Here is a 26,254-nt window from a genome sequence, read left to right on the forward strand (position 1 = left end):
CACTAGGCCCCCTGCTCTTCGCGCCGCTCCTTCGGCCCCTTCGGAAACCATCCGGTGATGCGTGCGCCGAGCGGGTCGAGGAAGGTCAGGACGACCGGCACGAAGACGAGCGTCAGCAGCGTGGAGGAGATCAGGCCGCCGATGACGGCGTGGGCCATGGGCGCACGCTGTTCGCCGCCTTCGCCAAGGCCGATCGCCATCGGCAGCATGCCGAAGATCATCGCCAGCGTTGTCATGACGATGGGGCGAAGGCGCACGGCGCCGGCGTCGGCCAGGCTGTCCTGCAGGCTCTTGCCGGCCTGGCGTCCCTGGTTGGAATAGTCGACGAGGAGGATGGCGTTCTTGGTGACGAGGCCCATCAGCATGATGAAGCCGATGATCGAGAACATGTTGAGCGTCGAGCCGGTGACGAGCAGCCCGATCAGCACGCCGATCAACGACAGCGGCAGCGTCATCATGATGGCGATCGGCTGGATGAACGAGCCGAACTGCGAGGCCAGGATGATGTAGATGAAGATCACCGCAAGTGCCAGCGACTGGAGCGCATAACCGAAGCTCTCTTCAAGGTTTTCGGCGTCGCCGCCGAAGCTGATGCGGTAGCCGGCCGGAATCTGCATCTTGGCGATCGCCGCGTTGAGGTCCGCCGTCACGTCGCCGAGCGCGCGGCCCTCGATATTGCTCTCGATGCGGATTTCGCGCGAAAGGTCTTTTCGCGTGATGGCGTCCGGCGCCGTGCTCTCGATGACATCGGCCACCTGGTCGAGCAGCACGGTGATCGGTTTGCCGTCGTCGTCCGTGCGGCCGGTGGCGATCGTAAGGTCGCGAAGCTGCGCGGCATCGCGCCGGCCCGTTGCCGGCAGGCGCACCATCACGTCGTAGGATTCACCGTCCGGCGCGTTCCAGACGGATATGGCGTCGCCGGCCACAAGCGGGCGCAGCGTGTCGCCGATGGTGGCGATCGAGACGTCGAGGTCGGCCGCCGCTTCCGACCGGATCCGCACGGCGAGCGTCGGGCGCTTGTTCTCGATCGAGGATTCGACTTCCGTGGCACCGGGCATTGCGGAAAGCGCCGTGGTGATCTCGGTGGAAATCCGGCGCAGTTCCTCCTCGCCATCGCCGAGCACGGAGAGTTGCAGCGGCTTTTCGGACGAGCCCGTGCCGGAATTCTGGCCGATCGAGATTTCGAGGCCGGCAATCGAGGCCAGCCGCTTGCGGATCGGTTCTATGCTTTCGGCGGTCGTCACTGTGCGCTCGTCGCTCGGCTTGAGCTGCACCGCGACCGACGCCTCGTTGAAGCCGCGCGCACCGCCGGAATTCACGGTGGAGTAGATCGTCTCGACGTAGTCGAATTCGCGCAGTGCCCGCTCGACCTGGCTGACCTTTGCGGCCATGTAATCCAACGAGGCGCCCTCGGTGGCCTTCAGCGCGATGGAGACCTCGCCCTGGTCGGCCGGCGGCAAAAATTCCGCGCCGATACGCGGCACGAGCATCAGGCTTGCGACGAACATCGCGACCACGACGAAGACCGTGGTTTTCCGGTAGCGGAACGTCCAGTGGATCAGCCGACGGTAGCGGTCCGCAAGGCGCTCGAACCAGCGGTCGAAACGGGCGATCAGCCGCCCGAGCGGCCCGCGCTTGGCGTTCTGTTCCGATTGCGGATCATACCAGACGCTCGACAGCATCGGATCGAGCGTGAAGGATATGAACAGCGAGATCAGCACGGCGACGGCGACCGTAACCCCGAATTGCAGGAAGAACCGGCCGATCAGGCCGCCCATGAAGGCGACCGGCAGGAACACCGCGACGATGGACAGCGTCGTGGCGAGAACGGCAAGGCCGATCTCGTTCGTGCCGTCGAGCGCGGCATCAACATGGTTCTTGCCCATGTGCAGGTGGCGCGTAATGTTCTCGCGCACGACGATCGCGTCGTCGATCAGGATGCCGATCGAGAGCGATAGCGCCATCAGGGTCATGGTGTTGAGCGTGAAGCCGAGCGCATAGATCACGGCGAATGTGCCGATCACCGAGATCGGCAGCGTCAGCCCGGTGATGACCGTCGAGCGCCAGGAATTCAGGAACAGGAAGACGATGACGACGGTTAGCACGCCGCCCTCGATCAGCGTGCGCTGCACCTCCTGCACCTGGGCGGCGATCGGGCGGGAATTGTCGCGCGTCACCTTCAGCTCCACCCCTTCCGGGGCGAGCTCGACGTTGAGCGCGGCGATCTCCTTGCGCAGTTCGGACGCAACTTCCACGGTGTTGGCGCCCTGCACCTTGACGATATCGAGTCCGAGCGAGGGAACGCCCTGATAGGTCGCCCGGCTTGTCACTTCGGCGCCAACGTCGAGCACGGTCGCCACATCGGAGAGATAGACCGGATATCCGCCGCTTTGCGCGACGATGATGCCGTTAAAGCCGGCGACATCGGGAATGCGGCCCTCGACGGTGACGATGCGCTGGTTGATGCCGGAGATCAGCGTGCCGGCGGCGCGGTCCTGGTTCTCCTTGCGGATGGCGTCCATGACCGATGTGACGGCGATGCCATAGGCTTCCAGCCGGTCGGGATCGACCATCACCAGCACCTGTCGCTCGCTGCCGCCGACGAGCGAGATCTGGCCGACGCCGGCAATGACGCTCAGCCGGTTGGTAATGACGCGGTTGGCGAGCGTGGTGATTTCCGAGAGCGAGCGTTTTGAGGAGGAGGCCGCGATGGACAGGATCGGCGCGTCGTCGGGATTGAAGCGGGTGACCTGCGGCGTGTCCACGGCATCCGGAAAACCCGCCTCCAGCCGCGCCACGCGGTCGCGGACCTCCTGGGCGGCCACCTGCGAATCCACATCGAGTTCGAACTGCACGACGACGACGGAGCGGCCCTCGTAGGATTCGGAGATGATCGTGTCGATGCCGCCGATTGTGTTCAGCGCGGATTCGATCGGCCGCGACACTTCGCTTTCGACCGTCGAAGGCGAAGCGCCCGTATAGGTCGCCGTGACGACGACGATCGGCAGGTCGGTTTCGGGGAACTGGTCCACCCCGAGGCGCGAATAGGAAAACAGCCCGATCACCAGGATCGTCACCATCATCATCGTCGCGAAGACGGGGTATTTGACGCTGATACGCGTGAGGAACATGGCTTACAGCCCCTCGACGACGACGGGCATGTCGGCCTCGAGCGCCGGCAGCGGCGCGGAGACGACGATTTCGCCGGCTGCAAGCCCCGACACTTCCACGAGGCTGCGATCCGTCCAGGCCGTGCCGAGCTGGACGGGCTGGCGGCGCAGCACGCCGTCCTGCACCTTGAGCACGAAGCTGCCCGCCTGGTCGGTACGGATCGCCGAATTGGGCAGCGCGATGATGTTCTTGCGTTCGTCGACCTTCAGGATGCCGGTCGTGAACATGCCGCCCTTGAGGATACCGTCGTAATTCTCGATCGCCAGGAACACCCGGACCGCCCGCGAACCCGCGACCGCCGTCGGCGATATGCGCGTGACCTTGCCGGAGAAGGTCCGGTCGGGAAAACCCTCGACGTTCAGTTCGACGGGCTGGCCGATGCTCACCATCGGGATGCGGCTGGTCGGCACGCCGGCATCGACCTCCATCTTGCTGAGGTCGACGATGGTCATGAGCTCCGTGTTCAGCCCGACCGTCTGGTCCTGCTCGACCGGGCGCGAGGCGATCACGCCGTCGAAAACGGCGCGGACCTCCGCATTGGCGAGGTCGCGCTCGGCATCTGCGATCTCGGCCTGCTTCGACCGGATCTGCGCCTGGAGGTTGGCGACATTCGCCTGGGCTTCGAGCTGAGCGGCCTCTGAGGAGGCGCCACGCTCGCCGAGCGCTGCGGTTCGTCGCTGGACGGATTCGGCAAGTTCCAGCTGCGCGCGCATCGCCTCTGCCGAGGCCTGGCGAACGGTCAACGTGGATTCCAGCGCCATCTTGTCGAAGCGGATGAGCAGATCGCCCGCCTTCACCACGTCGCCGACCTTGACCGGCAGCTCGACGATCGTCGAGGCGACTCGCGCGGCGAGCGTCGAGCGGCGGATCGGGGTGAGCGAGCCGGCAATGCGGACTTCGCTTGCAATATCATGCGGTTCGACCTTGGTGATGTCGACCTGCGCGAGCTCCATCGTCGGCTTCGCAGCCTCCTGTGCCTGTGCCGCTCCCGCTGCGACCCATCCCGCCAGGCAGGCGATGCGGATCGCGCGTGGCCAGAACAACCTGCGGACGGGCATGGAGTTTTCTGCGTTGTGGGTGGTGCGCTCGCTCATGAAATCCGTCTTGCTTTAGAGTTTTTGCCCGCAACAGGCCTAGGCATGGGGCAGATCGCGTCCCGTCTTACGGGCCGTACATTGCCGTAACATTGTAAAATCAATCAGTCCGGCCTTGTAGAAACGTCGATCGTGTCGGGACTGGGGCATCGCCTCGCCGCCTGCACATTTTTTCGGCGGCCGACAACTGCCGCTCGCGGAAGTTGATCCTTCGCGACCGTCGGGTATCAGCGCCCGCGCGGCCCTGTGGACATCCTGGCCGGATGTCATGCGCGTGTCATGGCGATCTGTTGAAACGCTGCCCCATGCCATCAGGCGATTGTGACGACTCAAACAAGGGGCTCAGCGCATCGATTGCGCGGTCTCGATCATCGTCCTTCCCCGCAAGAGGCATGAGCACTTCGCCGCCTTCCGGTCCTATCGCGGCGACGGGTGATGACGGACACTCCAGCGTAGGAAACGTGCCCAGATGATCGAGACAATCGCCCCCACCGCCACTTCCCCGGCCCCGGCCCTCAAGGGCGGCGTCGGCAAGCGCCTCAACCGCGCCGTTCGCCGCAATCCGCTGCTCTCGCCCTCGGGCATGTCCGAATATGTCTTCTCGCGGCTGTTCCGCAATCTCGTCTATGCGCAGATCTGGGAAGACCCGGACGTCGACATGGCCGCGCTGCGGATCGAACCGGGCAACAGCATCGTCACCATCGCGTCCGGCGGCTGCAACGCGCTGTCCTATCTCGTCGCCGACCCGGCCCGCATCGAGGCGGTGGATCTCAATCCGGCCCACGTCGCCTTCAATCGCCTGAAGTTCGCAGCCGCAGCGCACCTGCCGGACTACGAGACCTTCTACCGGTTCTACGGCCAGGGCGATGACAAGCGGAACCTCGACGCCTACCGGCTCTACCTGCGCCCGCATCTTGACGAGGAGACCCGCGACTATTGGGAAAGCCGCACTGTCACCGGGCGCCGCCGCATCTCGATCTTCCACCGCCGGCTTTATCGCCACGGCCTGCTCGGCGGCTTCATCGGCCTCGGTCACAAGATGGCCCGGCTCTACGGCGCCGATCCGCGCGACCTGCTCCAGGCCCGCACGATCGAGGACCAGAAGCGCTTCTTCGACGAGACGCTGGCGCCGCTCTTCGAAAAACGCCTGATCCGCTGGGCGACAACGCGCAAAACCTCGCTGTTCGGCCTCGGCATCCCGCCGCAGCAATATGAAGCGCTTTCGGGTGCCGGCAGCGACATGGCGACGATCCTGCGCCAACGCGTCGAAAAGCTCGCCTGCGGCTTCCCGCTGTCGGAAAACTACTTTGCCTGGCAGGCCTTCGGGCGCGGGTACGGCAGCGGCGAGCTTGCACCGCTCCCGCCCTATCTCTCCCGGCAGAATTTCGAGGCGGTGCGCAGCCGCGCCTCGCGCATTTCCATCACCAACACCTCGCTCACCGAATTCCTCGCGGCAAAGGCCCCGCAATCCGTCGACCGCTTCATCCTGCTCGATGCGCAGGACTGGATGACCGACGCCCAGCTCAACGGCTTGTGGACCGAGATCACCCGCACGGCGACCCCCGGCGCGCGCGTCGTCTTCCGCACCGCGCCCGCCGAAAGCCTGCTGCCTGGCCGCCTCGACGAGACCCTCCTCGGCCGCTGGACCTATCATGAGGCGGAATCTCGCGCGCTGCACGACAAGGATCGCTCGTCGATCTACGGCGGCTTCCACCTCTACGAATTCAAGGGCTGAGCGAGATGAGCGCCGTTTCCGACCACGCCCTGCTGATGGACCGCATCTACCGCTGGCAGCGACGGTTCGGCATCTACGACGCGACGCGCAAATATTATCTGCTCGGCCGCGACCCGATGCTCGCCGGCCTTCGTCCTCTGCCGAGCAGTTCCGTGCTGGAAATCGGCTGCGGCACCGGGCGCAATCTCGTGAAGGCGGCGGCGCTCTATCCGGAAAGCCGGTTCCACGGCATCGACATCTCGCAGGAGATGCTGAGCGCGGCGGAAAAAGCGGTTTCTGGCGCCGGCCTGAAGGACCGCGTCCGCCTTGCCAGGGCCGACGCGGCCAGCTTCGACCCGCGAGCGCTGTTCGGCGAACAGAGCTATGACCGCATCTTCATCTCCTATGCCGTGTCGATGATCCCGCAATGGCAGAAGGTCATGGCGGAGGCCACCAATCGGCTTGCCCCCGGCGGCGAACTGCACATCGCCGATTTCGGCGACATGCGCGGCCTGCCCGGCTGGTTTCGCAAGGGTGTGACCAAGTGGCTCGGATGGCACCATGTGACGCCGCGCGACGATCTCTTCGAGATGGTCGCGGAGCTTGCCACTGCCCATGGCGGACGCAGCGAGGAGAAGCGGCTGCATCGCGGTTTTTCGTGGATCGCGATCGTCAGCAAGCGCTGAACGCGCTCCCGTCGTGACGGCGTCGGCGATCCTGCCGACGCAAGCATTGTTTGGCCCGCAATTCGCCTGTAGCTCTCGAAGAAAGGGAAGAATCGTCCCTGGATTCGAGAGGAGAAGCGAATTGGCCCTGTCACAGACCCTTATCCGGCGGCTGAAGGACCCAAAACCCTTCGAAACCATCGTCACCGCGCCCTGGCTGGTCAGCCCTGCGAGCGAGCGCACATTCGAGGTCTTTAATCCCTCGACCGGCGAATTGCTGGCGGAACTACCCGACATGGGCGTCGCGGAAACCCGGGCGGCGATCGACCGCGCCGCCGTCGCCCAGCCCGAATGGGCGGGGCTGACCGCCCGTGACCGCTCCGACATGCTCTGGCGCTGGCACCAGTTGATCGTCCTGCACACGGATGACCTGGCCGCCATCCTGACGGCCGAGATGGGGAAGCCGCTGGCGGAGGCAAAATCGGAAGTCTCCCACGCCGCCGCCTATCTGCAATGGTATGCCGAGGAAGCCAACCGCATCTATGGCGAGACGATCGCGGCGCCGTCGCTGGACCGTCGCATGCTGGTCATCAAGCAGCCGATCGGCGTGGTCGGCGCGATCACGCCGTGGAATTTCCCGGCCTCCATGGTGGCCCGCAAGATTTCGCCGGCGCTCGCGGCCGGCTGCGCGGTCGTGCTGAAGCCCGCGGAGCAGACGCCGCTGGTGGCGGGCGCCATGTTCGCGCTCGCCCATGAGGCGGGCTTTCCGCCGGGCGTGGTCAACCTCATCTACGCCTCGGAAGGCGATGCGGTCGGCCGCGAACTCTGCACCCACCCGGCCGTGCGCAAGATCAGCTTCACCGGCTCCACCGAGGTCGGCCGCCTACTCATGCGGCAATGTTCCGACCAGGTGAAGAAGCTCAGCCTGGAGCTCGGCGGCAACGCGCCCTTCATCGTCTTCGACGACGCGGATGTCGATGCGGCCGTGGACGGCGCGATCCAGGCAAAATTCCGCAATGCCGGCCAGACCTGCGTCTCGGCGAACCGCCTCTATGTGCAATCCGGCGTCCATGACGAATTCGCCCGCAAATTCATCGAGCGGGTGCAGACGCTCTCGGTCGGCGACGGCTTTCAGCCCGACGTCGCGATCGGCCCGCTCATCGACACGCGCGCGCTCGCCAAGATCGAGGGCCATGTCGCCGATGCGCTCGACAAGGGCGGCAGCGTGCGCTGCGGCGGCCGGCGAATCGACGGCGACGGCACGTTCTTCGCGCCGACGGTGCTCACCGGCATCACCCGCGACATGCGCGTGGCGCAGGAGGAAACCTTCGGGCCGCTCGCCCCCATCATCCGCTTCGACGATGCCACCCAGGTGGTGCGCGAAGCCAACGACACGATCTACGGCCTCGCCGCCTATTTCTATGCGTCCAACCTCAGCCGGGTCTGGCGGGTCGCGGAAGCCCTAGAATACGGCATGGTCGGCATCAATACCGGCCGCATGTCCTCCGAGGCGGCGCCCTTCGGCGGCATGAAACAATCCGGCATGGGCCGCGAAGGTTCGCGCCACGGACTGGAGGACTATCTGGAGATGAAATATCTCTGTATGGGCGGCATCTGAGCGGCGGCGTGTGACGAGGTAAGGGGTTTAGGACGGCTCGGTAATACGCGTGTCATGTGAGTTTCCTATGCGGAGGAGGTAACACACCGCTCAAGAGAGGCTCTCCCATGCGCAAACTCATCCTCGCCCTGGCATCGGCTACGGTCCTCGCCGGCGCCGCCAATGCCGCGACCGTCTACCCGATCGATCGCGCCACCATCCTCGTCGGCTCCCCGTTCGACTTCAAGGTCGAGTTCGACGCCGTCGTGAAGCCGGAAGATGTGAAGGTCACCGTCAACGGCCAGGACTACGAGGCCGTCTTCGGCAAGAAGGCTGAATTCGTCGCGGAAGAAAAGGGCGCCGAGGACATGGTTCTGGGCTCCGCGCTGACGCTGCGCGGCCTGACGATCGCCACCGCCGGCGACTACAAGGTCGAAGTCACGGCCGGCAGCGAGACCAAGTCGGTCAACTGGGACGTTTACGGCACCGCTACCGAGGCGAAGGCCAAAAACATCATCTTCCTGGTCGCCGACGGCCTGTCCGTCGCCCACCGGACAGGTGCCCGCATCATGTCCAAGGGCATGACCGAGGGCAAGGCAAACGGCCGCCTCGCCATGGATGACATCCCGCCGGTCGCCTTCATCGGCACGTCCTCGACGCACTCGATCGCCACCGACAGCGCCAACACCATGTCGGCCTACATGACCGGCCACAAGTCGCGCGTCAACGCGCTCGGCGTCTATGCCGACCGCACACCGGCAAGCCTGGACGACCCGAAGGTCGAGACGATCGCCGAGGCGCTCCGCCGCACGACTACGAAGTCAATCGGCATCGTCACCACCTCGGAAGTCGAAGACGCGACGCCGGCCGCCGTCGTCTCGCACACCCGCAAGCGCGCCGACAAGGAACAGATCGTCGGCATGCTGTTCGACGTCAAGCCCGACGTGCTGTTCGGCGGCGGCTCGGTCTATTTCCTCGGCAAGGACACGCCCGGCTCCAAGCGCAAGGACGACAAGGACTATATCGCTGAATTCAAGAATGCCGGTTACGCGCTTGCAACCGACAAGACGGAACTCGCTGCCCTCAGCGGTTCGAACCAGGATAAGCTGCTCGGTCTTTTCCATACCGCTAACCTGGACGTGACGCTCGACCGTGAATTCCTCAAGAAAGGCACCGTCGACAAGCTCCCGAACCAGCCGGGCCTCGTCGAGATGACCAAAGTCGCGCTCGACAAGCTGTCGAAGAACCCGGAAGGCTTCTTCCTCGTCGTCGAAGCCGCATCGGTCGACAAGATGAGCCATCCGCTCGACTGGGACCGCGCACTCGTCGAGACGATCGAATTCGACAAGGCCGTCGGCGTTGCCCGCGAATTCGCAGCCTCCAACCCCGACACGCTGATCGTCGTCACGGGTGACCACACCCACGGCGTCGGCATCATCGGCACGGTCGATGACGAGAAGCCGGGCGATGAAATGCGCCAGAAGGTCGGCACCTATGACGAGGCCGGCTTCCCGAACTACGAAGACAAGAACGGCGACGGTTACCCGGATCGCATCGACGTCTCGCGCCGCCTGTTCCTGTCGGCCAACAACGGCCCGGACCACTACGAGACCTTCCGTCCGAAGCTCGACGGCCCGTTCGTTCCGGCCGTGCAGAACGAGGCGAAGGAATATGTCGCCAACGAAGCCTACAAGGACGTTCCCGGCGCGGTCTTCGTGCAGGGCAATATCCCGAAGGACGGCGACACCGGCGTGCACGCCGTCGACGACATCGTGCTCCAGGCGATCGGCCCCGGCTCGGAAGGCTTCCGCGGCTACATGGAACAGAGCGACGTCTACCGCGTGCTGGTCGACGCTTTCGCCCTCGGCGCGCCGAAGGAATAAGGGGGCTTCATCCCTTGACGGGCAGGCGGCCTCGCGCCGCCTGCCCGCATTGCCGTTGACAGAAGGAAGCATGCCATGACGGAAACGCACCCCGCATTTTTCAACAGGCGGCGAATGCTCTGCGCACTGGCGGCCCTGCCCACTCTCGCCCTCGCGCGTCCGGCCCTCGCCAGCGACACGCTCGGCTTCGGCGAGCTCTACAAGAAATTCGGCATCCTCGGCCTCGAATTCTCCGACAAGGTGAAGCGCCTCGCCGGCCAGGAAGTCACCGTCAAGGGCTTCATGGCCCCGCCCCTGAAGGCGGAAGCGGACTTCTTCGTGCTGACGGAAATCCCGATGTCGCTCTGCCCGTTCTGCTCGTCGGATGCCGACTGGCCGGACAATATCCTCGTCGTCTACCTCGCACGAAAACAGACCTTCGTGCAGTTCAACGCGCCGATCGAGGCGCAGGGCGTGCTCGAATACGGCTCGTGGATCGATCCGGATACCGGCTTCGTCAGCCAGTTGCGCCTGCGCGAAGCCGCGTTCAACACGGCATGAGCATGCTTGAACTCGATATTTCCGGCCTGGAGATGCGCTTTCCCGGCCTCGATGCACCGGTGCTGGCGATCGACCGCCTTCACCTTCCCTCCGGCGGCAGACTTGCGATCACCGGCGCCTCCGGCTCCGGCAAGAGCACGCTGGTCAATGCCGTGACCGGACTTGAAACCGCAACGAGCGGCACCGTTTCCTGGGGCGGCACGGATATTACCCGCCTGCCGGTCGGGCGCCGCGATGCCTTTCGCGCCGCGCATATCGGTCTCGTCATGCAGGATTTTCACCTTTTTCCGGGGCTTTCGGCCTTCGAGAACGTCGTGCTGCCGGTCCGGCTTGCCCGCCGCCTCACGCCCGCCGAGCGCGAACGCGCGCTGTTCCTGCTCGAAACGACCGGCATCGCCCGCCCCGACCAGCATATCGAGACGCTGTCGCGCGGTGAAATGCAGCGTGTCGCGGTCGCCCGCGCGCTTCTGTCGAAGCCTGGCGTGATCGTCGCCGACGAGCCGACCGCCAGCCTCGACCGGAAGACCGGCGAAGAGGTGGCCGATCTCCTGGTGCGGCTGTCCCGCGAAGAGAAGGCGACGCTCGTCGTCGTCACCCACGATCCGGCGCTGACGGAACGGCTCGACCGGCGCATCGCCCTGGATGGCGGCCGAATCGTCGAAGACAGCGGGGAGAAGCGCGCGGCATGATGAACTTCATTCTCGCGGATCTCCGCCGCTTCAAGGGCGGTGCGCTTGCGGTCATCGTCCTGATCGCGCTTTCCGTGGCGCTCAGCGTCACCGTCACGTTGCAGGAACGCGCCGTGCGGCTCGGCAGCGCGCGTGCGGCGGAAAAGTTCGACCTCCTCGTCGGCGCCGCCGGCAGCGAGACGCAGCTTGCGCTTTCCGCCGTCTTCCTCCAGCCCTCGCCCTTGCCGCTGATGTCGGGCGCGGTGCTGGCGAAGCTTGCCGCAGATCCACGCGTAGACTTCGCCGCTCCCGTCGGCTTCGGCGATTCCGAGGCGGGCCACCCGGTCGTGGGCACGACGACGGCGCTGATCTCCGCGCTTTCGCCGAAACTCGCGGAAGGTGTGCTCTTTGCCAGGCTCGGCGATGCGGTGGTCGGTTCGGACGTGCCGAAGCAGCTTGGCGCCGAGATCAAGCCGATGCACGGCCTTGCCGATATCGCCGGCGAGACCCATACCGAGATCGTCTACAAGGTGAGCGGCCGCATGGCGCCGACGGGCACCGCCTGGGATCGCGCGATCCTCGTGCCGATCCGCGCTGTCTGGCAATTGCACGGCATGACGGGCGGGCACGACCATGATCACGACCACGCCGGCGAGACGCCGGAGGCCGCCGCCGCGGAAGAGCACGATCACGAGCATGCGCCTGTCGACGCCGATGCCGCCATCGACGAGCAGTTCGAGGCCGAGACGCCAGGCCTTCCCGCCGTGCTCGTCAAGCCGAAGACGATCGCCGACGCCTATCGCCTGCGCCAGGAATATCGCGGCGAGACGACGCTCGCCGTCTTCCCCGCCGAGGTGCTGACGCGCCTCTACGCCACGCTCGGCGATGCGCGCAGCTTGCTTCTCGCAATCGCCATAGGCACGCAGGTCATCGTCATCGCGGCCATCCTGCTCGTCACGATCATGCATGTCGGCGCGCGCCAGCGGCAGATCGGCGCGCTCAGGGCTTTTGGCGCGCCGCGGCGCTCGGTGGTGGCCATCGTCTGGGGCGAACTGCTCCTGCTGTTCCTCGCCGGCTTCGTGCTGGGCGTCCTCATCGGCTATGCCGGCGCGCAGCTCATCTCTGCTTCGCTGACAGCCACGACCGCCGTGCGCATGCCCGTGGAATTCGCGCGCGAGGATATGTCGCTCGCGGTCTGGTTCGTCGTGCTGGCGATGCTGGTCTCCATCCTGCCGGCGCTCCTGACGCTGCGGCTCAGCCCGGCAAGGGCGCTCAAAGCCTGACGCGACGCCGAAGCCACGGAGTTGCAGGCTTTCGCGTCTGACGTGCACCCTATTCCGCACCGAAGACTGCGGCGCCATCGCGCAACGCCTGCCCGCCTCGTCTTGGGGCAAGGTCGCGCCGCACGATCCCTATTCGAGACAATTTTAATAAAAACGGCAGGCTTCCGTTCATCCTTCGCGCACCCTGTCGCCGCCCGCAATCGACGGTAGGTGGGACGTTCGCGATGGCGGGGTAATTTGGCGCCGCTCCATGACGGAGCAGCGATTCGAGGTACCATTCATGCCAATGCAGACAACCCAACGTCTGACCAACGACCCGACACCCACCCAGCGTCTCGCACGCGCCATCAAGGACATCGACCGGCGGCTCGACTGGGTTCACCTGAACAACCAGCCGGTGCCGATCAACGCCTATCGCGCCCGGCGCATCCTGCACGAAGCGCTCGCGCGCTGCCGCGAACGCACCGTCATTCTCCCGCCAGCCGGTGACGGGAGATACCGACGACCGGATGCAATGCGCCCCAAGCCGTATCCGGTCGCGCGGGGACCCGGTTGAGCGATACGAGGCGCTCCCGGGTCTTCTCCGCTACAAAGGCCTCAGTTCTCGAACAGCACGAAGGCGGCCCAGACGAGCGGGTCGCGCGCCGTCGGAATTTTCCCGTCGATGGCGTCGCGCCGCGTGTTGCGCAGCGCCTCCGCAAATGTCTGCCCGCCTTTCAGATGCTCGTAGTAGCGCACCATGAAATCCGCCGTCCCATCATCGGCGACGGGCCAGAGCGTCAGCAGCGCGCGTTTCGCCCCGGCAAGACTTGCAGCCGTCGGCAGGCCGCGCACGCCGCCGACAAAAGCCTCGTCGCCGCGGCCCGTCTCGCAGGCCGAGAGCACCAGCAGGTCGAGGCCGGTCAGGTCCCAGCCCATCAGCTCGAAGGCGTAGAGCCGGCCGTCCTTTTCGTCGCGGCGCATGGCGCGCTCGTCCCCGGAGCGCGCGAGGATGACCTCGCTTTGCCAAAGCGTATCGACATTGCTGGCGCCGCCGTTCTTCGGGCTGCCGTAGGCGCCATGCGTGGCGAGATGGGCGAGCGTCGCGCCCTTCATGCGCTCGCGAAGCGCGCCTTCGCTCACCTCCGCCCCGGTCATGGTTTCGATCTTGAGGCCGGGGCCGCCGAGGACCTTGCCGATTGCTTCCACCTCGCGCAGCGTGCCCGGCAGCGGCATGGCGCCCGCCTCCTCGCCCTTCGCATAGTCGATGCCGCCGGCCAGCACGACGGTGCCTTCCGCGGGCAGCGCGCGGTCCTCGACGGCGCGGTAGAGCGCTTCCGGCTCCGTCAGCAGCCGCAGGGTGAAACGTTCTTCCAAAAGCTTGCCGGCAGGGTCTTCCAGTAGCGAGAAGGGCAAGGCGAACAATTGCCCGTCCGGTACGATGAACACCGTTTTCGCGCTGCCTATGTCGCCTTCGACGGGTGCGATCAGCCGGTCGTAGAGCCGCGCGAATTCGCGCCTGCTCGCCTCAACGAGCAGTCCGCGTCCGTCGCCACCGCTGCGATCACGCGTCTGGAGCGCCGCGACGACCTCCTGGCCGCTTGACAGCACCTGTCGCGGATCGCCGAGCGCGCGCAGCACCGGCGCCGCACCGCCACGCCAGACGATGGCATAGAGCCTGGAATCCTCGATAGGATCGGCGCTTTCACGGTCCACCTTCCATTTGCGGGTCACGAAATATTGCACGAGGGCTTGGTCCTTGCCGAGCAGCTCTCCTGGCGTCGGCAGCTTTTGGTTCAGGAGCTTTTCACGGTCCAGCTGATAGCGTCCGACGATGCGTTCATGCAGTTGCTGTTCCAGCGCCTTGGTGTCCGACAGATAGGCATAGGCGAGATCCTGCTCGACATCGGCGGCGAAGATCTCGCGGGCAATGCGCGACAGGCGCGTGATGCGGTCGAGCAGGCGGGCGGTCTCGGTGTCCCACTTGTCGATCATCCGGCCGAGCTTCAGCACGTTGTCCGCATCCGCCGTGGCGAGCGACGGCCAGCGCCGGGCGGCATCCGCGAAGGCCGGAACGGCCGCGGCATCCTGTTCGGCAAACCGCGCATAATCGTAGAGCATGCCGTCGGCCATCGCCCGCACCGCCTCGCCGACCTCCCGCCCGCCGGCGACCGATACCTGGAGATGCACCCAGCGCAGCATCTCCTCGTCGATTCCGGCAAATTCGCTTGCCGCCGTCACCTTGTCCGTGCCGGCCTTCGCCTTGGCGATCGCGATACGGCCGGCAAAGGCCAGCGGATGGCCCATGCTCATCTCGCCGGCCGCGATGCTGAAGGCCTGCTGCAAGTGCTTGATCCGCCGCGCTGCATCGCCTCCTTTGGCAACGTGATCCGCCATCAGGTAGGCCGCCTTCATGCTGAGGATCGCCGGATAGTTGGAATCGGTGATCATCGCTTCGATGCGCTTGGCGGCCGCCGCGTCTATCGGCTTTGCGCCCGAAAGAAGGTCGGTGTAGTCGATCCAGGCCTCCATGCCGGCGATCGTCACCGGGTCGCCGAGCGCCTTGGAAATATCGAGGCAGAGCGCAAAATAGCGGCGCGCTTCGGGGTAGTTGCCGAGATCGAGATAGTTCTGCGCGGTGTTGTTGGCGCTCACCAGCGTGTTGAAATGGTTCTGGCCGTAATGGCGGGTGCGGTTCTCCAGCACCTTGAGGTCATAGTCCAGCGCGCGCGATGGCGAGCCCATCCCGCGAAGCATGTCCGCAAGATTGTTGGCGATGCGCCAGGTCACGGTGTCCTCGTCGCCGAGTGTTTTCTGCGCGATCTCGTAATTGCGCCGTTCGAGGTCGATCGCCGTGCCGTACTGCCCGACGTCGGACAGCGCGGTGGCGAGCTTGTCGGTGGCGTGGATCAGTTCCGGCGATTCCGTGCCGTAGAAGCGCGCATAAAGGTTGGTCGCCATCGTATAGAGCGGCACGAAATGTTGCTGGTTATCGGGAACCGCCGTGCGGAACTCCGCATAGGCGAGGTAGAAGTCGGCAAGCTCCTTCACCTCCGCGCGGATCGCCGCCGTCTGCTCGGCCGCCCGGAACAGGCCCGCCGCGTCGTCGTTGAGCCCGCTTGCCTGAAAGCTGCGTCCGGCCTGCGTATAGTGCCGCAGCGTCACGGCATGCAGGTCCGTCTTCGCGGACGCATCGAGTGCTGCGCGCAGCCTCTTGCGGCCATCCTCCAGGCGCCCGGCCTCCAAAAGGCTGTAGGCGGTGCGCACCCGCGCGTCGATGTCCTGCTCGCTGTCCTTGCCATGGGCCTTGCGGATGCGCTTCTCGTAGCGCTGCGCCAGTTCGTCCTGCTTGCCCGTCTCCCCGAGCCGGCCCTTGGCATCCATCAGCAGTGAAATCAGCAGGTTGGCACGGGTATCTTCAACCGGATCGAGCACTTTGAGAAGTGCGCGCATGCGCGGATAATATTCGGCGTCGACGCGGGCCGCGTCCCCCATGCGCATGGTGTAATCGGCGGCGGAAACCGCATAGCTCGCCGCAAGCCAGGCCTCTCCCTCGGCCTTGAATGCCGCACTCGCCGCCTCCGCCTTGCGGCGCGCGCCTTCGGCGTCGCCGCTGTCGAAGAGCGCCTTCATCTCCGCCGCGATCACGTCGGATCGCGAAATGGCCGCCTGCGTCGGCGCCTGTGCGAAAACGGGCGAAGCCAGGAAAACGATCACGAGGAGGGAAACGGCGAGGCGGCGGAAACGGGAAAAGAACTGCATGAATGGATTTCTCGGAAAATATCGAACTGCATCTAAGACGATCAACATAAAGGGCTTATTTCAAAATCAAGGCCGGACCGACCATCATGCGTCGATTTAGGCAAATCGCCGGTTCTCGTTGCCGTGGTTGCGGCAGGTTTCGAGAAAATCGTCCGCGGCGTCCGGTTCGCCCCGGTAGCGTTCGAACTCGTCAGCGCTGATGCGGAAATAGGCCTCGTATTCCGCCGCCCGGTTGAAGCCGCTCACCGGCATCGAAAGAAAGTAGGCGCCGGTTTCCTCCTCCAGCCCCAGGCTGAAGCGATGGGCGCGAAAGACGACGATGTCGACGAACCGGTGCGGCATCCCTGCTCCCTGACGGTTGACGCGGCCTGCGTGCGGGCAAGCAGTCATAAAGGATAATGCGGCGCGCCTGAAAAAGAAGGGCCACACAGCCGAAGGTTCCGCCCACCTCATCCGTTGAAGAGAGAGCCAGTCACGAACCCCTCTTGAAAGCACCAATGAAGTGCTTTATATATTTAAGCATGGCAACGAAGTTCACATCCAGTCTCAGGCTCGTCCTCCAACCCACGCCCGACATGCGTCAGGCACTGTCGGAGACACTTGCCGCCTACCAACAGGCCATGGCGATCCTCGACAGGACGCCGGGCGCCAATGTCGTGACGCTGCACCAGGCAGCCTATGAGCAGATCCGCACGGTGACGGGCCTTCCCGCCCGCCTGGTGACGCTCGCGCTGCGCGATCACGGCCGCCGAAAGCCCGGGGAGATCGTCGCGGATATCCCGCTCGACTCCAAGCTTTTCGCCGTGAAAGGCCCGGATAGCGTCAGCATCGCCACGCTCAACGGCCGGATCGTGCTGCCCTATGCGGCGAGCGGCTACCAGGAAGGCTGGGCGGATTTTGCCGAGGCAAGGCTGGTCTTTGCCGGCTCGTCCATCTGTCTCTACGCCGGCATCCAGGCCGGCGTTCACCCGAAAAAGGAGGCTTCCATGTCCAATGAAGGTATTCTTGCCCGCCTCGGGCGCGTCATCGCCGGTGTCGTCAACAATGCGGTCGATGCCGCCGAAACCTCGAACCCGGTCGCGGTGGCCCAGCAGGCCGTGCGGGAAATCGGCGCGATCGCCGAGGAGGCACGCGCCGCTCTCGGCGTCGCCATGGCGGCCGGCCACCGGCTGAAGGCCAAGGCCGACGACCTCGACGCGGAAATCAGCGACCTGGACGAGAAGATCAAGGTGGGGCTCGAAAACGGCCGCGAAGACCTCGCCCGCGCCGCCACCGGCGTGCAGATCGACCTGGAAGCCCAGCGCGATGCGCTGTCGAAGGCCATTCTCGAAAATGCCGGCGAGATCGCCGATGCCGAGGCGACGCTGCGCAGCATTTCCTCCGCCCGCGCCGACGCGATGAAGCGGCTGGAGGATGCCAAGCGTGCCGAGCGCACCGTGCCGGCCACCGCCACCCCTTCCCAGCGCAACGACCAGCGCCTCGCCGATGCGCTCCAGGCCGTCGAGCGCGTCACCGGCGTGCCCTCGAAGCCCGCCATGGAAGGCACGGCGGAGGTCGAGGAACTCGGCCGCCTGCAACGCCAGAAGGCGATCGAGGCGCGCCTTTCCGCCTTCAAGCACGGTGAGCGCTGATGGATTCCATCGTCCATCCGGGCACCGCGCCTTTCTGGATCGCGCTCCTGACGGTGGCGGGCCTCGGCATCGTCGAACTCGTCTCGGTCCTGCTCGGGGCGTCCGCCTCGGGCCTGATCGATGACGGCTTCGACCTGAACGGGCCGGGCGACGTGGAGCACGGCCTTCTCGGCGGGTGGATGTCCTGGCTCAACGCCGGCGGCGTGCCGATCCTCGTCCTCGCCGTCATCCTGCTCTCGGCTTTTGCGGCGGCCGGCTTTGCTCTGCAGGGCTTCATTTCGCAGTTCCGCGAGCCGCTTCCGCTCTATGCGGCGGTCACCGGAGCGCTCGCCATCGCCATTCCCGTCACCCGCTGGTCGAGCCGGGGTCTCGCAAGGATCATCCCGCGCGACGAGACCAGCGTGCAGGAACAGGCCGATTTCATCGGCCTTACAGGAACCGTGACACTCGGGCCGCTCGACCAGGGCCATCCGGGCACGGTGCGCATCAAGGACCGCTACGACAACATCCATACGCTACGCGCCCGGGCCGTGCCGGGGCATGTGATAGAGACGGGCGCATCCGTGCTGATCGTCGACGGGGCAAACGGCCTGTTCCAGGCCATCCCGGCGCCGGCGGCACTGGGGGACGACCTTTATTCCAACAACGGAGGGTAAACGAACATGGACTTCCTCTCGGTAGGAATCATCGCCGGGGTCATCGTGACGGCTATCGTCGTCATCGGCATCATCATGACCTCGCTCTATACCCGCGCCACGCGCGACAAGGCCTATGTACGAACCGGCCTCGGCGGCAAGAAGGTCGTGCTCGATGGCGGATCGATCATCCTGCCGATCTTCCACTCCTATTCATGGGTGTCGCTCAGCACGCTGCGCCTTGAGGTCAAGCGCGCGGAAAACGAGTCGCTCATCACCAAGGACCGCATGCGCGCCGACATCACCGCGGAATTCTACGTCCGCGTGAAGCCGGATGGGGACAATATCGCGCTCGCCGCCCAGACGCTCGGCGACCGGACCAACGATGCGGACGCGCTCAAAGCACTTGTCGAGGCGAAATTCGTCGACGGCCTGCGCTCGGTCGCCGCGACCATGTCGCTGCGCGACCTGCAGGAACAGCGCGCAGAATTCGTCAAATCGGTGCAGGCGGCCGTCGCGCATGACCTGCAATCGAACGGCCTGGAACTGGAATCCGTATCGCTGACCCGCCTCGACCAGACCGACATCAAACATTTCAACCCGAACAACACGTTCGACGCCGAGGGCCTGACCGCGCTCACCAAGATCACCGAAGAGCGCAAGCGCGAACGCAACCAGATCGTGCGCGACAACGAGGTGGAGATCGCCACCAAGGACCGCGAAGCCTCGCTCCGCCGCCTGACGATCGAGCGCGAACAGCGCGATGCCGAACTGTCGCAGGAACGCGATATCGCCAACAAGACGGCCGAGACCCGCGCGGAAGCGGCACGGGCTGAACAGCTTGCGCGCCTCAGCGAAGAAACCGCCCGCCTCGACACGGAAAAGGGCATTGCCGAGCGTGACTCCCAGGCGCGCCAGGCCAAGGAAACCGCCCGCATCGACGCGGAGCGCGGCATCGCGGAGCGGGAAGCCGAGGCCCGTCGGGTGACGGAAACCGCCCGTATCGACGCCGCGATCGCCGTCGCGGAAAAGAGCGAACAGGAGCAGGCTGCGCGTGCCAAGGCGGATGAAGCCAAGGCCTCGGCCATCACCGCCGAGGAACAGGTGACGACCGCCCGCGAAGTCGAGATCGCAGAGCGCGCAAAACGCATCGCCGTGCTCGATGCCCGCAAGGAAGCCGAACAGGCAGCGACCGCCATCACCGTGAAGGCCGAAGCGGAGCGCCAGGCGGCGGAAAATCTCGCGGCGGCGATCAAGATCCAGGCCCAGGCCGATGCCGAAGCCGCCAAGATCAAGGCGACCGGCGTTATCGAACTCGGCCAGGCAGAAGCCCAGGCGGAACGCGCGCTCAACGAAGCCCGCAACGCCCTGTCGCCGGCCATCGTCGAATTCGAGCTGGCGCGGGCGCGCATCGCCATCATCCCGCAGGCGCTGGAACAGGCGATGAAACCGATCGAGAAGATCTCCGACATCCGCATCTTCAGCGCCGGCGGCCTTGCAGGCGCGCTGGGCGGCAATGGCGGCGACGGCGCGGGCAATCCGGTCGGCGATCTCAGCAGCCAGTTGCTGAACTTCACCGCCCAGAAACCCATCCTCGACGAGATTCTCGCGCAAGCAGGCTTCAAGGGGGCGGACCCGACACAGGCCCTGCTCGGCGCCGCCATCGGCAACCCTGCGGCAAGGACACTCAATGGAAGTGCCCGCGCCCAGACCGACGATGCGGATTGAGCATCCCGAACAAAACAAGGCCGCCGGCTGAACCCGGCGGCCTTTCCATTTCCGGACAGGACGAAGGAGACAGGCCATGCCAGCCACCCTTTCCATCGCACGCCTCGGTGCAGCATTGCTAGTGCTCGGGCTGATGGCGACATCCGCTTTCGCACAGGCAACGGACCGGCTCGGCGTGCCCGGACCGATCGATTTCGAGGGCGAAGCCTTTGTGCTCGCCTGGAGTTCGCAGCCCTCCAAAACCTACATCAAGCAGGAATACCTGCCGGCCGGACAGACTGCCGAGCGCTACGAGCAGATGGTGCTGGTGGAGACGGTGACCAGCGGCATCGCCGTCATGGATGCCGTTCGCGCGCAGGTCGACATGCTGAAGCAGCGCAAGGCGACCGACCCGCTCGTCAACATGGAGGTGATCCAGAACGAAGCGGCCGGCGAGGCCTTGCTGGATTTCATTGTCAGCAGCAAGGACGCCAACGGGCAATATATCGTCGAGTGGAACGCCTACCGCTATGCCCGCTACAGCGATGCCGGCGGCAACAGGCGTCATGCTCCTCGGCGTCAGCCGGCGCGCCTATGGCAATGACGCCGCAAAGAGCCTGCTGACCCAGTTGAAGGGACTGCGGCCCGGCCGGATCAAGACGCTGACGCAAGTGCGTCTCCCCCGGCCGGCGCCCTGAAACTTCACGCCTCGTCAAGCGCCAGCGTCAGGTCGGCGATCAGGTCGTCGGGATGCTCGATGCCGATCGACAGCCGGATCGTCGATTCCAGCACGCCGATGCGCTGGCGCACCTCCAGCGGCACGCCGGAATGGGTCATCGTTGCCGGATGGGAGGCAAGTGATTCCGTTCCGCCGAGGCTGACGGCGAGCTTGAAGATCTTCAGCGCGTTGAGGAACTTGAACGACGCCGGCTGGCCGCCCTTGATGTCGAAGGAGAAGGTCGATCCGGCACCGCCGCACTGGGCGGAGAAGGTGCGGCCGATGGGCGAGTCCGGCGCGTTGTACGGCAGGTAGTGGATGCGTTCGACCTTGGGATGCTCGCGCAGGAAATCGGCGACGGCCTTCGCATTGTTGTTGGCCCGCTCCATGCGGAGTTGCAGCGTCTCCAGCGAGCGGCCGAGCATCCAGCAGGAATGCGGATCGAGCTGCGTGCCGATCGCGCCACGCAGCGCCTTGATCTGCTTCATCACCGCCTTGCGGCCGAGCGCTGCCCCAGCGATCAGGTCGGAATGGCCGCCGACATATTTCGTCAGCGAGTAGAGCGAAATATCCGCCCCGTGCTCGAGCGGCCGCTGGAAGACCGGCCCGAGCAGCGTATTGTCGCAGGCGATGAGCGGCGTGTGGCCCTGCTTCTCACCGATCGCGTCCGCGATACGGCGAATCATCGCGACGTCGACGATGCTGTTGGTCGGGTTGGCGGGCGTCTCAATCAGGATGACCGAGACGCGGCCCTTGGCCACCGCTTCGTCCGCCGCCGCCTTTACCGAGGCTTCGTCGACCCCGTCCGCAAAACCGACGGCGGAGACGCCGAGATTGAGGAACGTCCTGGCGAGCAGCGTTTCCGTGCCGCCATAAAGCGGCTGGGAATGCAGCACCGTATCGCCCGGCCGCACGAAGGCAAGCAGCGTCGTCGCGATCGCCGACATGCCGGAGGAGAACAGCGCGCAGCTCTCGGTGCGCTCATAGACCGCGAGGCGATCCTCGACGATCTCGCTGTTGGGATGGTTGAAGCGCGAATAGACGAGGCCCGCGCCCCTGCCCTCCGGCGGCTCCTTGCGGCCGGACACATAGTCGAAAAAATCCCGGCCGTCCTCCGCCGACGCGAAGACAAAGGTGGACGTCAAAAAGACCGGCGGCTTGACGGCCCCTTCGGAGAGTTCGGGGTCGTAGCCATAGTTCAGCATCTGCGTTTCGGGATGCAGGGCGTGGTTGCCGATATGGGTTCTGGAGGGGTGCGGCGCAGTCATCAGACGTCTCCCTTGATGAGTCACGGGCTGTGCGTCGCAAGTTACACCAGATACGGGTGGCCTGATCCTGTTATTTGGCGCGCGTCTCCCTGGGTGTGAAAACATCGGCATAGGGCGTCTCCGGCCGACGCCTGAAGGGTTCCGGCGCGCTTTCACCTGGCGTGATCGGAATGCCGACCTCGGCAAAGTAGATTTCGAGGCCGTTCGGCTGGATGAACCAAAGCCACCGCAAGTCGGCCTCGCCAGTGTTGACGAAGGAATGGCGGCGGTTGGCGCCGACCACGATCGTCGTTCCAGGCACGATCGCATGCTCCTCGCCATCGAGGATCGCCACGCCGGAGCCGGCGAGAAAATGCAGGAACTCATCGTGATCGGGGTGGGCATGCTCCGGCACGCGCGAACCCGGCGGAACGCATTGCTCGCCGAAGCTGTAGGGCGTGCGCAGCGCCACATCGTCCGGCGTCACGCGGATGTCGACCGAGCCGTTCGCCGGCGACGGTTGCCACAGGCGCCGCCCGCCCTCCGGGCCGACCACGAGGATGCCGGGCCTGTCGGACGTCATCGTCGGGCTCAATGCGCTTGCCGGATCATGTCGGCGGCCTTCTCGCCGATCATCATTGAGGGCGCGTTGGTATTGCCGCTGAGCAAGACCGGCATGATGGAGGAATCGGCGACGCGAAGCCCTTCCACGCCGCGCACCCGAAGCTGCGGATCGACGACGGAGGTCTCGTCGATGCCCATCTTGCAGGTGCCGACAGGGTGATAGTCGCAGCAGGCATACTGGCGCACATAGGCCATGATATCCTCCTTCGTCTTCGCATCCGGCCCCGGCAGGCGCTCGATCTTGATGTACTTGGCAATATCGGGTTGGCTGAGAATTTCGCGGGTCGTCTCGATCGATTTCAGCGACATGGTCCGGTCGTATTCCGCGCCGTGATAGTTCGGATCGATCAGCGGCTCGTCTTCCGGCCGCGCCGAGGCGAGCTTGATCGAGCCGATACTTTGCGGGCGCAGGAACGTGGTGTTGACGGTAAAGCCGTGGCCGTCGAGCTGCGTCTGCCCACCACGCACCACCATGGCCGGTGCAACATGGATCTGCATGTCCGGCCGGCCGTTGCCCTCGCTGGAGGCAAACCCGCCGCCCTCGACGATCACCGAGGCCGCCGGGCCGTTGCGGTAGAGCAGCCAGCGGATGCCGTGCAGGATCGCCTTTGGATAGCGGTCCTGCCCGTCATAGCTGATCGGCTCCTTGAGTGTGACATGCACGTTGGAGCAGAGGTGATCCTGAAGGTTCTTGCCGACGCCCTTGAGGTCGACCTGCGGCTTGATGCCGAGCGGCTTCAGCTCATCGGCATCGCCTAGGCCGGAGAGCATCAGCAGGCGCGGCGAGTTGAGCGCACCGCTGGTGATGATGACCTCGCGGTCGGCGCGGAAAGTCTGGACGGAGCGACCCTGCGCGACTTCCAGCCCCACGGCGCGCGTTCCCTCCATGACGATGCGGATGGCGCGGGCACCCGTCATCACGGTGAGGTTTTTGCGCGAGCGCACCGGATGCAGGTAGGAGACGGCGGAGCTGCGGCGGCGGCCATCGCGGCAGGTGACCTGGTAGAGGCCGGCACCGTGCTGCGTCTCGCCGTTGAAGTCCGGATTGTACGGCAAGCCCCAGCGCTGGCAGGCGCGCACGAAGGCCTTGGACAGCTCATGCGGATTGACCTGGTCGGACACCCAGAGCGGACCGCCCTGCCCATGATATTCGCTGACCAGCCGCTCATTGTCTTCCGACTTGCGGAAATAGGGCAGCACATCGTCATAGGCCCAGCCATCGTTGCCGAGGGCCGCCCAGTTGTCGTAGTCCTCCCGCTGGCCGCGGATGTAGATCATCGCGTTGATCGAGCTGGAACCACCGAGCGTCTTGCCCTGCGGATACCAGATCTCGCGATTGTCGAGGTTCTTCTGCGGCACGGTCTTGAACCGCCAGTTGACGCCCGGCCCGAACAGCTTGCCGATGCCGCCCGGAATGTGGATCATCGGGTTCCAGTCCCGGCTCCCGGCTTCGAGCAGCAGCACCTTCACGGACGGATCCTCCGTCAGCCGGTTGGCAATGACGCAGCCCGCCGAGCCGGCGCCCGAAATGATATAGTCGAATGTCTGCATTCCATCCTCCCGATCCGCCTCGGGACCCCTATCTGCCCTGGAACTTCGGCTTGCGCTTTTCCGCGAATGCCCGAAGTCCTTCCATCCTGTCCTCGGTATCGAACGCCTCGACTGTCAGCGCATGCTCGATGCGCAGCCCGTCCGCCAGCGAATGCTCATCCGCCGCCTTTACCGCCCGTTTTGCATAGGGTGTGATGGCAACGGATTGCGCGGCGATCGCCGAGGCGATCTCCAGTGATCTCTCCGCAAGCGCCTCCAGCGGCATGATTTCGCTGACCAATCCCTTGCGCTCGGCAAGTGCCGCATCGACCATCTGCCCGGTCAGCACCATCTGCATCGCGAAACTCCGGCCGACTAGTCGGGGCAGCCTTTGCGTTCCGCCATCGCCGGGAAAGGATCCGATATTGATTTCCGGCGTCGCGAATTTCGCTGTGTCGGCGGCGAGGATGATGTCACAGAGCAGCGCCAGTTCCAGACCGCCGCCCAGTGCAAAGCCATTCACCGCCGCGATGATCGGCTTCGGGAAATCCTGGATCTCCGCCCACCGCGCCAGACGCTCGGGATCGGCATAGGAGGCAACGCCGCGCTCCAGCATGTCCGAAATATCCGCCCCCGCGGAGAAGGCACGCCCCGCTCCCGTCAGGATGACGCAGCCTATGCCGGCATCGTCCCGCGCATCGCGGAGCAGGCCGGTCAGTTCGCCAAGAAGGTCCTTGGACAGGGCGTTCAACTTGTCCGGCCTGTTCAGCGTCAGGCGCAGCACGCCGGGTGCCGGCCGTTCGCCGAGCACGAGTACAGTCATGTTTCAGGCAACCTTCTTGTAGAGCGTTTCCGCAGTCAGGCCCGCGCGGGTGAGGCACTGCCGGATCTTTTCGATCTCGGCTGGTGTCGGCTTCATCAGCGGCGGGCGAACATGAGCCTCGTCCCAGCGGCCGAGAATGACAAGGGCCTCTTTCATGCGGTTGTGCATGTCGAGCAGCGGATGGTCATAGAAGGCGCGCACCGTCGGGTAGATCCGGTCGTTGATCGCCTTGGCAGCATGGAGATCGCCGGCCTGCACCGCGCGGAAGAGCGCCACCTGAAGGTTCGCGATCACCGAGCCCGCACCGGAGAGCAGGCCATCGCAGCCGAGCGCCAACGAGCCAAGCAGCCAGGAACTGTGCGTCGTCAGCGTGTTCACCGGGCGATCCAGCGCCTTCAGTTCGCGGATCTGCCGCTCATGCAGATTGCCGTCGCCGCAATTGTCTTTGATCGCCTTGATCGAGGAGAACTGGTTGCACAGCTCCAGCAGCGTCGGCAACGGATAGGCAAGGTTGGAATTCAGCGGAAACTGGTAGTGGATGATCGGCAGGTCGGATGCATCGGTGATGCGCTTGAAATGCTCACGCGCCATTTCCGGCCGCAGATAACCACCGAGCACCATGACCTCCGGCGGGAAGACCAAGAGCCCGTTCGCACCCTCGTCCTGCGCCTTGCGGGCGATGCGCGCGGCTTCCAGCGTGGAGTTGGTATAGACGGCGACAATCGTCGGCACCCGCTCTTCCAGGACCTCCTTGGTGACGGCGATCGCGCGGTATTGCTCCTCGATCGTCAGCGAGGCGACTTCGGCGGCGTGGCCGTTGATGGTGATCGCGCTGATGCCCTCGACACCGGCAACATCGGCGAGGTGCTTGCGGTATGCCTTCTCATCCACCGCGAGGTCGGCGGTGAACGGCATGAGCACGGCGGGGATCACGCCCTTGGGATTATCGTAGTGACGAACGGATGCCATCTTTCTTCCTTCCA

At 65.2% G+C, this 26,254-nt stretch carries 21 protein-coding genes; 12 read left to right on the forward strand and 9 right to left on the reverse strand.

All coding sequences use genetic code 11. The annotated features are described in order from the left end of the window. Positions 1-2: 2 nt before the first annotated feature. The gene (locus tag GB927_RS00670; RefSeq protein WP_256114564.1) at positions 3-3,131 is read right to left on the reverse strand and encodes an efflux RND transporter permease subunit; all 3,129 of its coding nucleotides are present in this window, start codon (positions 3,129-3,131) and stop codon (positions 3-5) included. Between the two features lie 3 nt (positions 3,132-3,134). After that, positions 3,135-4,265 carry an efflux RND transporter periplasmic adaptor subunit gene (locus tag GB927_RS00675; RefSeq protein ID WP_305110214.1) on the reverse strand — a complete coding sequence of 377 codons (1,131 nt, stop codon included), beginning with the start codon at positions 4,263-4,265 and terminating at the stop codon, positions 3,135-3,137. A 469-nt stretch (positions 4,266-4,734) separates the two neighbouring features. Here GB927_RS00675 and GB927_RS00680 point away from each other — a divergent pair, with 469 nt between their 5' ends. The 8 genes from GB927_RS00680 to GB927_RS00715 all read left to right on the forward strand — a co-directional run bounded on the left by GB927_RS00680 (position 4,735) and on the right by GB927_RS00715 (position 13,171). Then, the gene (locus GB927_RS00680; protein WP_256114565.1) at positions 4,735-6,000 is read left to right on the forward strand and encodes a BtaA family protein; all 1,266 of its coding nucleotides are present in this window, start codon (positions 4,735-4,737) and stop codon (positions 5,998-6,000) included. 5 nt (positions 6,001-6,005) lie between these two features. Then, positions 6,006-6,665: a class I SAM-dependent methyltransferase gene (locus GB927_RS00685; protein ID WP_256114567.1), complete on the forward strand. Its 660-nt coding sequence runs from the start codon at positions 6,006-6,008 to the stop codon at positions 6,663-6,665. Between the two features lie 121 nt (positions 6,666-6,786). Continuing rightward, positions 6,787-8,262 carry an NAD-dependent succinate-semialdehyde dehydrogenase gene (locus GB927_RS00690; RefSeq protein ID WP_439655461.1) on the forward strand — a complete coding sequence of 492 codons (1,476 nt, stop codon included), beginning with the start codon at positions 6,787-6,789 and terminating at the stop codon, positions 8,260-8,262. 107 nt (positions 8,263-8,369) lie between these two features. Further along, on the forward strand, positions 8,370-10,124 hold the full coding sequence (locus GB927_RS00695) for an alkaline phosphatase (RefSeq protein WP_256114568.1): 1,755 nt from the start codon (positions 8,370-8,372) through the stop codon (positions 10,122-10,124). A gap of 75 nt (positions 10,125-10,199) precedes the next feature. Beyond that, positions 10,200-10,664: a hypothetical protein gene (locus GB927_RS00700; RefSeq protein WP_256114570.1), complete on the forward strand. Its 465-nt coding sequence runs from the start codon at positions 10,200-10,202 to the stop codon at positions 10,662-10,664. 2 nt (positions 10,665-10,666) lie between these two features. After that, positions 10,667-11,353 carry an ABC transporter ATP-binding protein gene (locus GB927_RS00705; protein WP_256114571.1) on the forward strand — a complete coding sequence of 229 codons (687 nt, stop codon included), beginning with the start codon at positions 10,667-10,669 and terminating at the stop codon, positions 11,351-11,353. Further along, positions 11,350-12,615: an ABC transporter permease gene (locus GB927_RS00710; protein ID WP_256114572.1), complete on the forward strand. Its 1,266-nt coding sequence runs from the start codon at positions 11,350-11,352 to the stop codon at positions 12,613-12,615. The genes GB927_RS00705 and GB927_RS00710 overlap by 4 nt, the downstream gene beginning before the upstream one ends. A 280-nt stretch (positions 12,616-12,895) precedes the next feature. After that, entirely contained in the window at positions 12,896-13,171 is a 276-nt protein-coding gene (locus GB927_RS00715) for a hypothetical protein (protein ID WP_256114573.1), read from the forward strand. Between the two features lie 41 nt (positions 13,172-13,212). Here GB927_RS00715 and GB927_RS00720 read toward each other — a convergent pair whose 3' ends face one another. Further along, positions 13,213-16,356 (reverse strand): CHAT domain-containing protein, encoded by a 3,144-nt coding sequence (locus GB927_RS00720; protein ID WP_256114574.1) that lies wholly within the window; start codon positions 16,354-16,356, stop codon positions 13,213-13,215. 96 nt (positions 16,357-16,452) lie between these two features. Then, entirely contained in the window at positions 16,453-16,698 is a 246-nt protein-coding gene (locus GB927_RS00725; protein WP_256114575.1) for a hypothetical protein, read from the reverse strand. Between the two features lie 233 nt (positions 16,699-16,931). On the opposite strand from GB927_RS00725, the gene GB927_RS00730 reads away from it, so the two are divergent. The 4 genes from GB927_RS00730 (at position 16,932) to GB927_RS00745 (ending at position 20,933) form a co-directional block, all read left to right on the forward strand. Further along, positions 16,932-17,987, forward strand: a complete 1,056-nt coding sequence (locus tag GB927_RS00730) for a PspA/IM30 family protein (RefSeq protein WP_256114576.1) — start codon at positions 16,932-16,934, stop codon at positions 17,985-17,987. Beyond that, complete coding sequence (locus tag GB927_RS00735; RefSeq protein ID WP_256114577.1) at positions 17,987-18,643, forward strand: OB-fold-containig protein; 657 nt, start codon at positions 17,987-17,989, stop codon at positions 18,641-18,643. The genes GB927_RS00730 and GB927_RS00735 overlap by 1 nt, the downstream gene beginning before the upstream one ends. 6 nt (positions 18,644-18,649) lie before the next feature. Next, on the forward strand, positions 18,650-20,350 hold the full coding sequence (locus GB927_RS00740) for a flotillin family protein (RefSeq protein WP_256114578.1): 1,701 nt from the start codon (positions 18,650-18,652) through the stop codon (positions 20,348-20,350). 76 nt (positions 20,351-20,426) lie between these two features. Further along, entirely contained in the window at positions 20,427-20,933 is a 507-nt protein-coding gene (locus GB927_RS00745) for an HI_0983 family protein (RefSeq protein ID WP_256114579.1), read from the forward strand. 98 nt (positions 20,934-21,031) lie between these two features. On the opposite strand, the gene GB927_RS00750 is transcribed toward GB927_RS00745, so the two are convergent. The 5 genes from GB927_RS00750 to GB927_RS00770 form a co-directional block, all read right to left on the reverse strand. Continuing rightward, positions 21,032-22,315: a cystathionine gamma-synthase family protein gene (locus GB927_RS00750; RefSeq protein WP_256114581.1), complete on the reverse strand. Its 1,284-nt coding sequence runs from the start codon at positions 22,313-22,315 to the stop codon at positions 21,032-21,034. Positions 22,316-22,385: 70 nt separating this feature from the next. Further along, complete coding sequence (locus GB927_RS00755) at positions 22,386-22,877, reverse strand: cupin domain-containing protein (RefSeq protein ID WP_256114582.1); 492 nt, start codon at positions 22,875-22,877, stop codon at positions 22,386-22,388. Between the two features lie 8 nt (positions 22,878-22,885). After that, positions 22,886-24,469 carry a GMC family oxidoreductase gene (locus GB927_RS00760; RefSeq protein WP_256114583.1) on the reverse strand — a complete coding sequence of 528 codons (1,584 nt, stop codon included), beginning with the start codon at positions 24,467-24,469 and terminating at the stop codon, positions 22,886-22,888. A 28-nt stretch (positions 24,470-24,497) separates the two neighbouring features. Continuing rightward, a complete protein-coding gene (locus GB927_RS00765; protein ID WP_256114584.1) occupies positions 24,498-25,271 on the reverse strand; it encodes an enoyl-CoA hydratase-related protein in 774 nt (257 codons plus the stop codon). 3 nt (positions 25,272-25,274) lie between these two features. Next, on the reverse strand, positions 25,275-26,240 hold the full coding sequence (locus tag GB927_RS00770; RefSeq protein ID WP_256114585.1) for a dihydrodipicolinate synthase family protein: 966 nt from the start codon (positions 26,238-26,240) through the stop codon (positions 25,275-25,277). Positions 26,241-26,254 lie beyond the last annotated feature (14 nt).

It is taken from the genome of Shinella lacus (assembly GCF_010994755.1).
Classification (GTDB): domain Bacteria; phylum Pseudomonadota; class Alphaproteobacteria; order Rhizobiales; family Rhizobiaceae; genus Shinella; species Shinella lacus.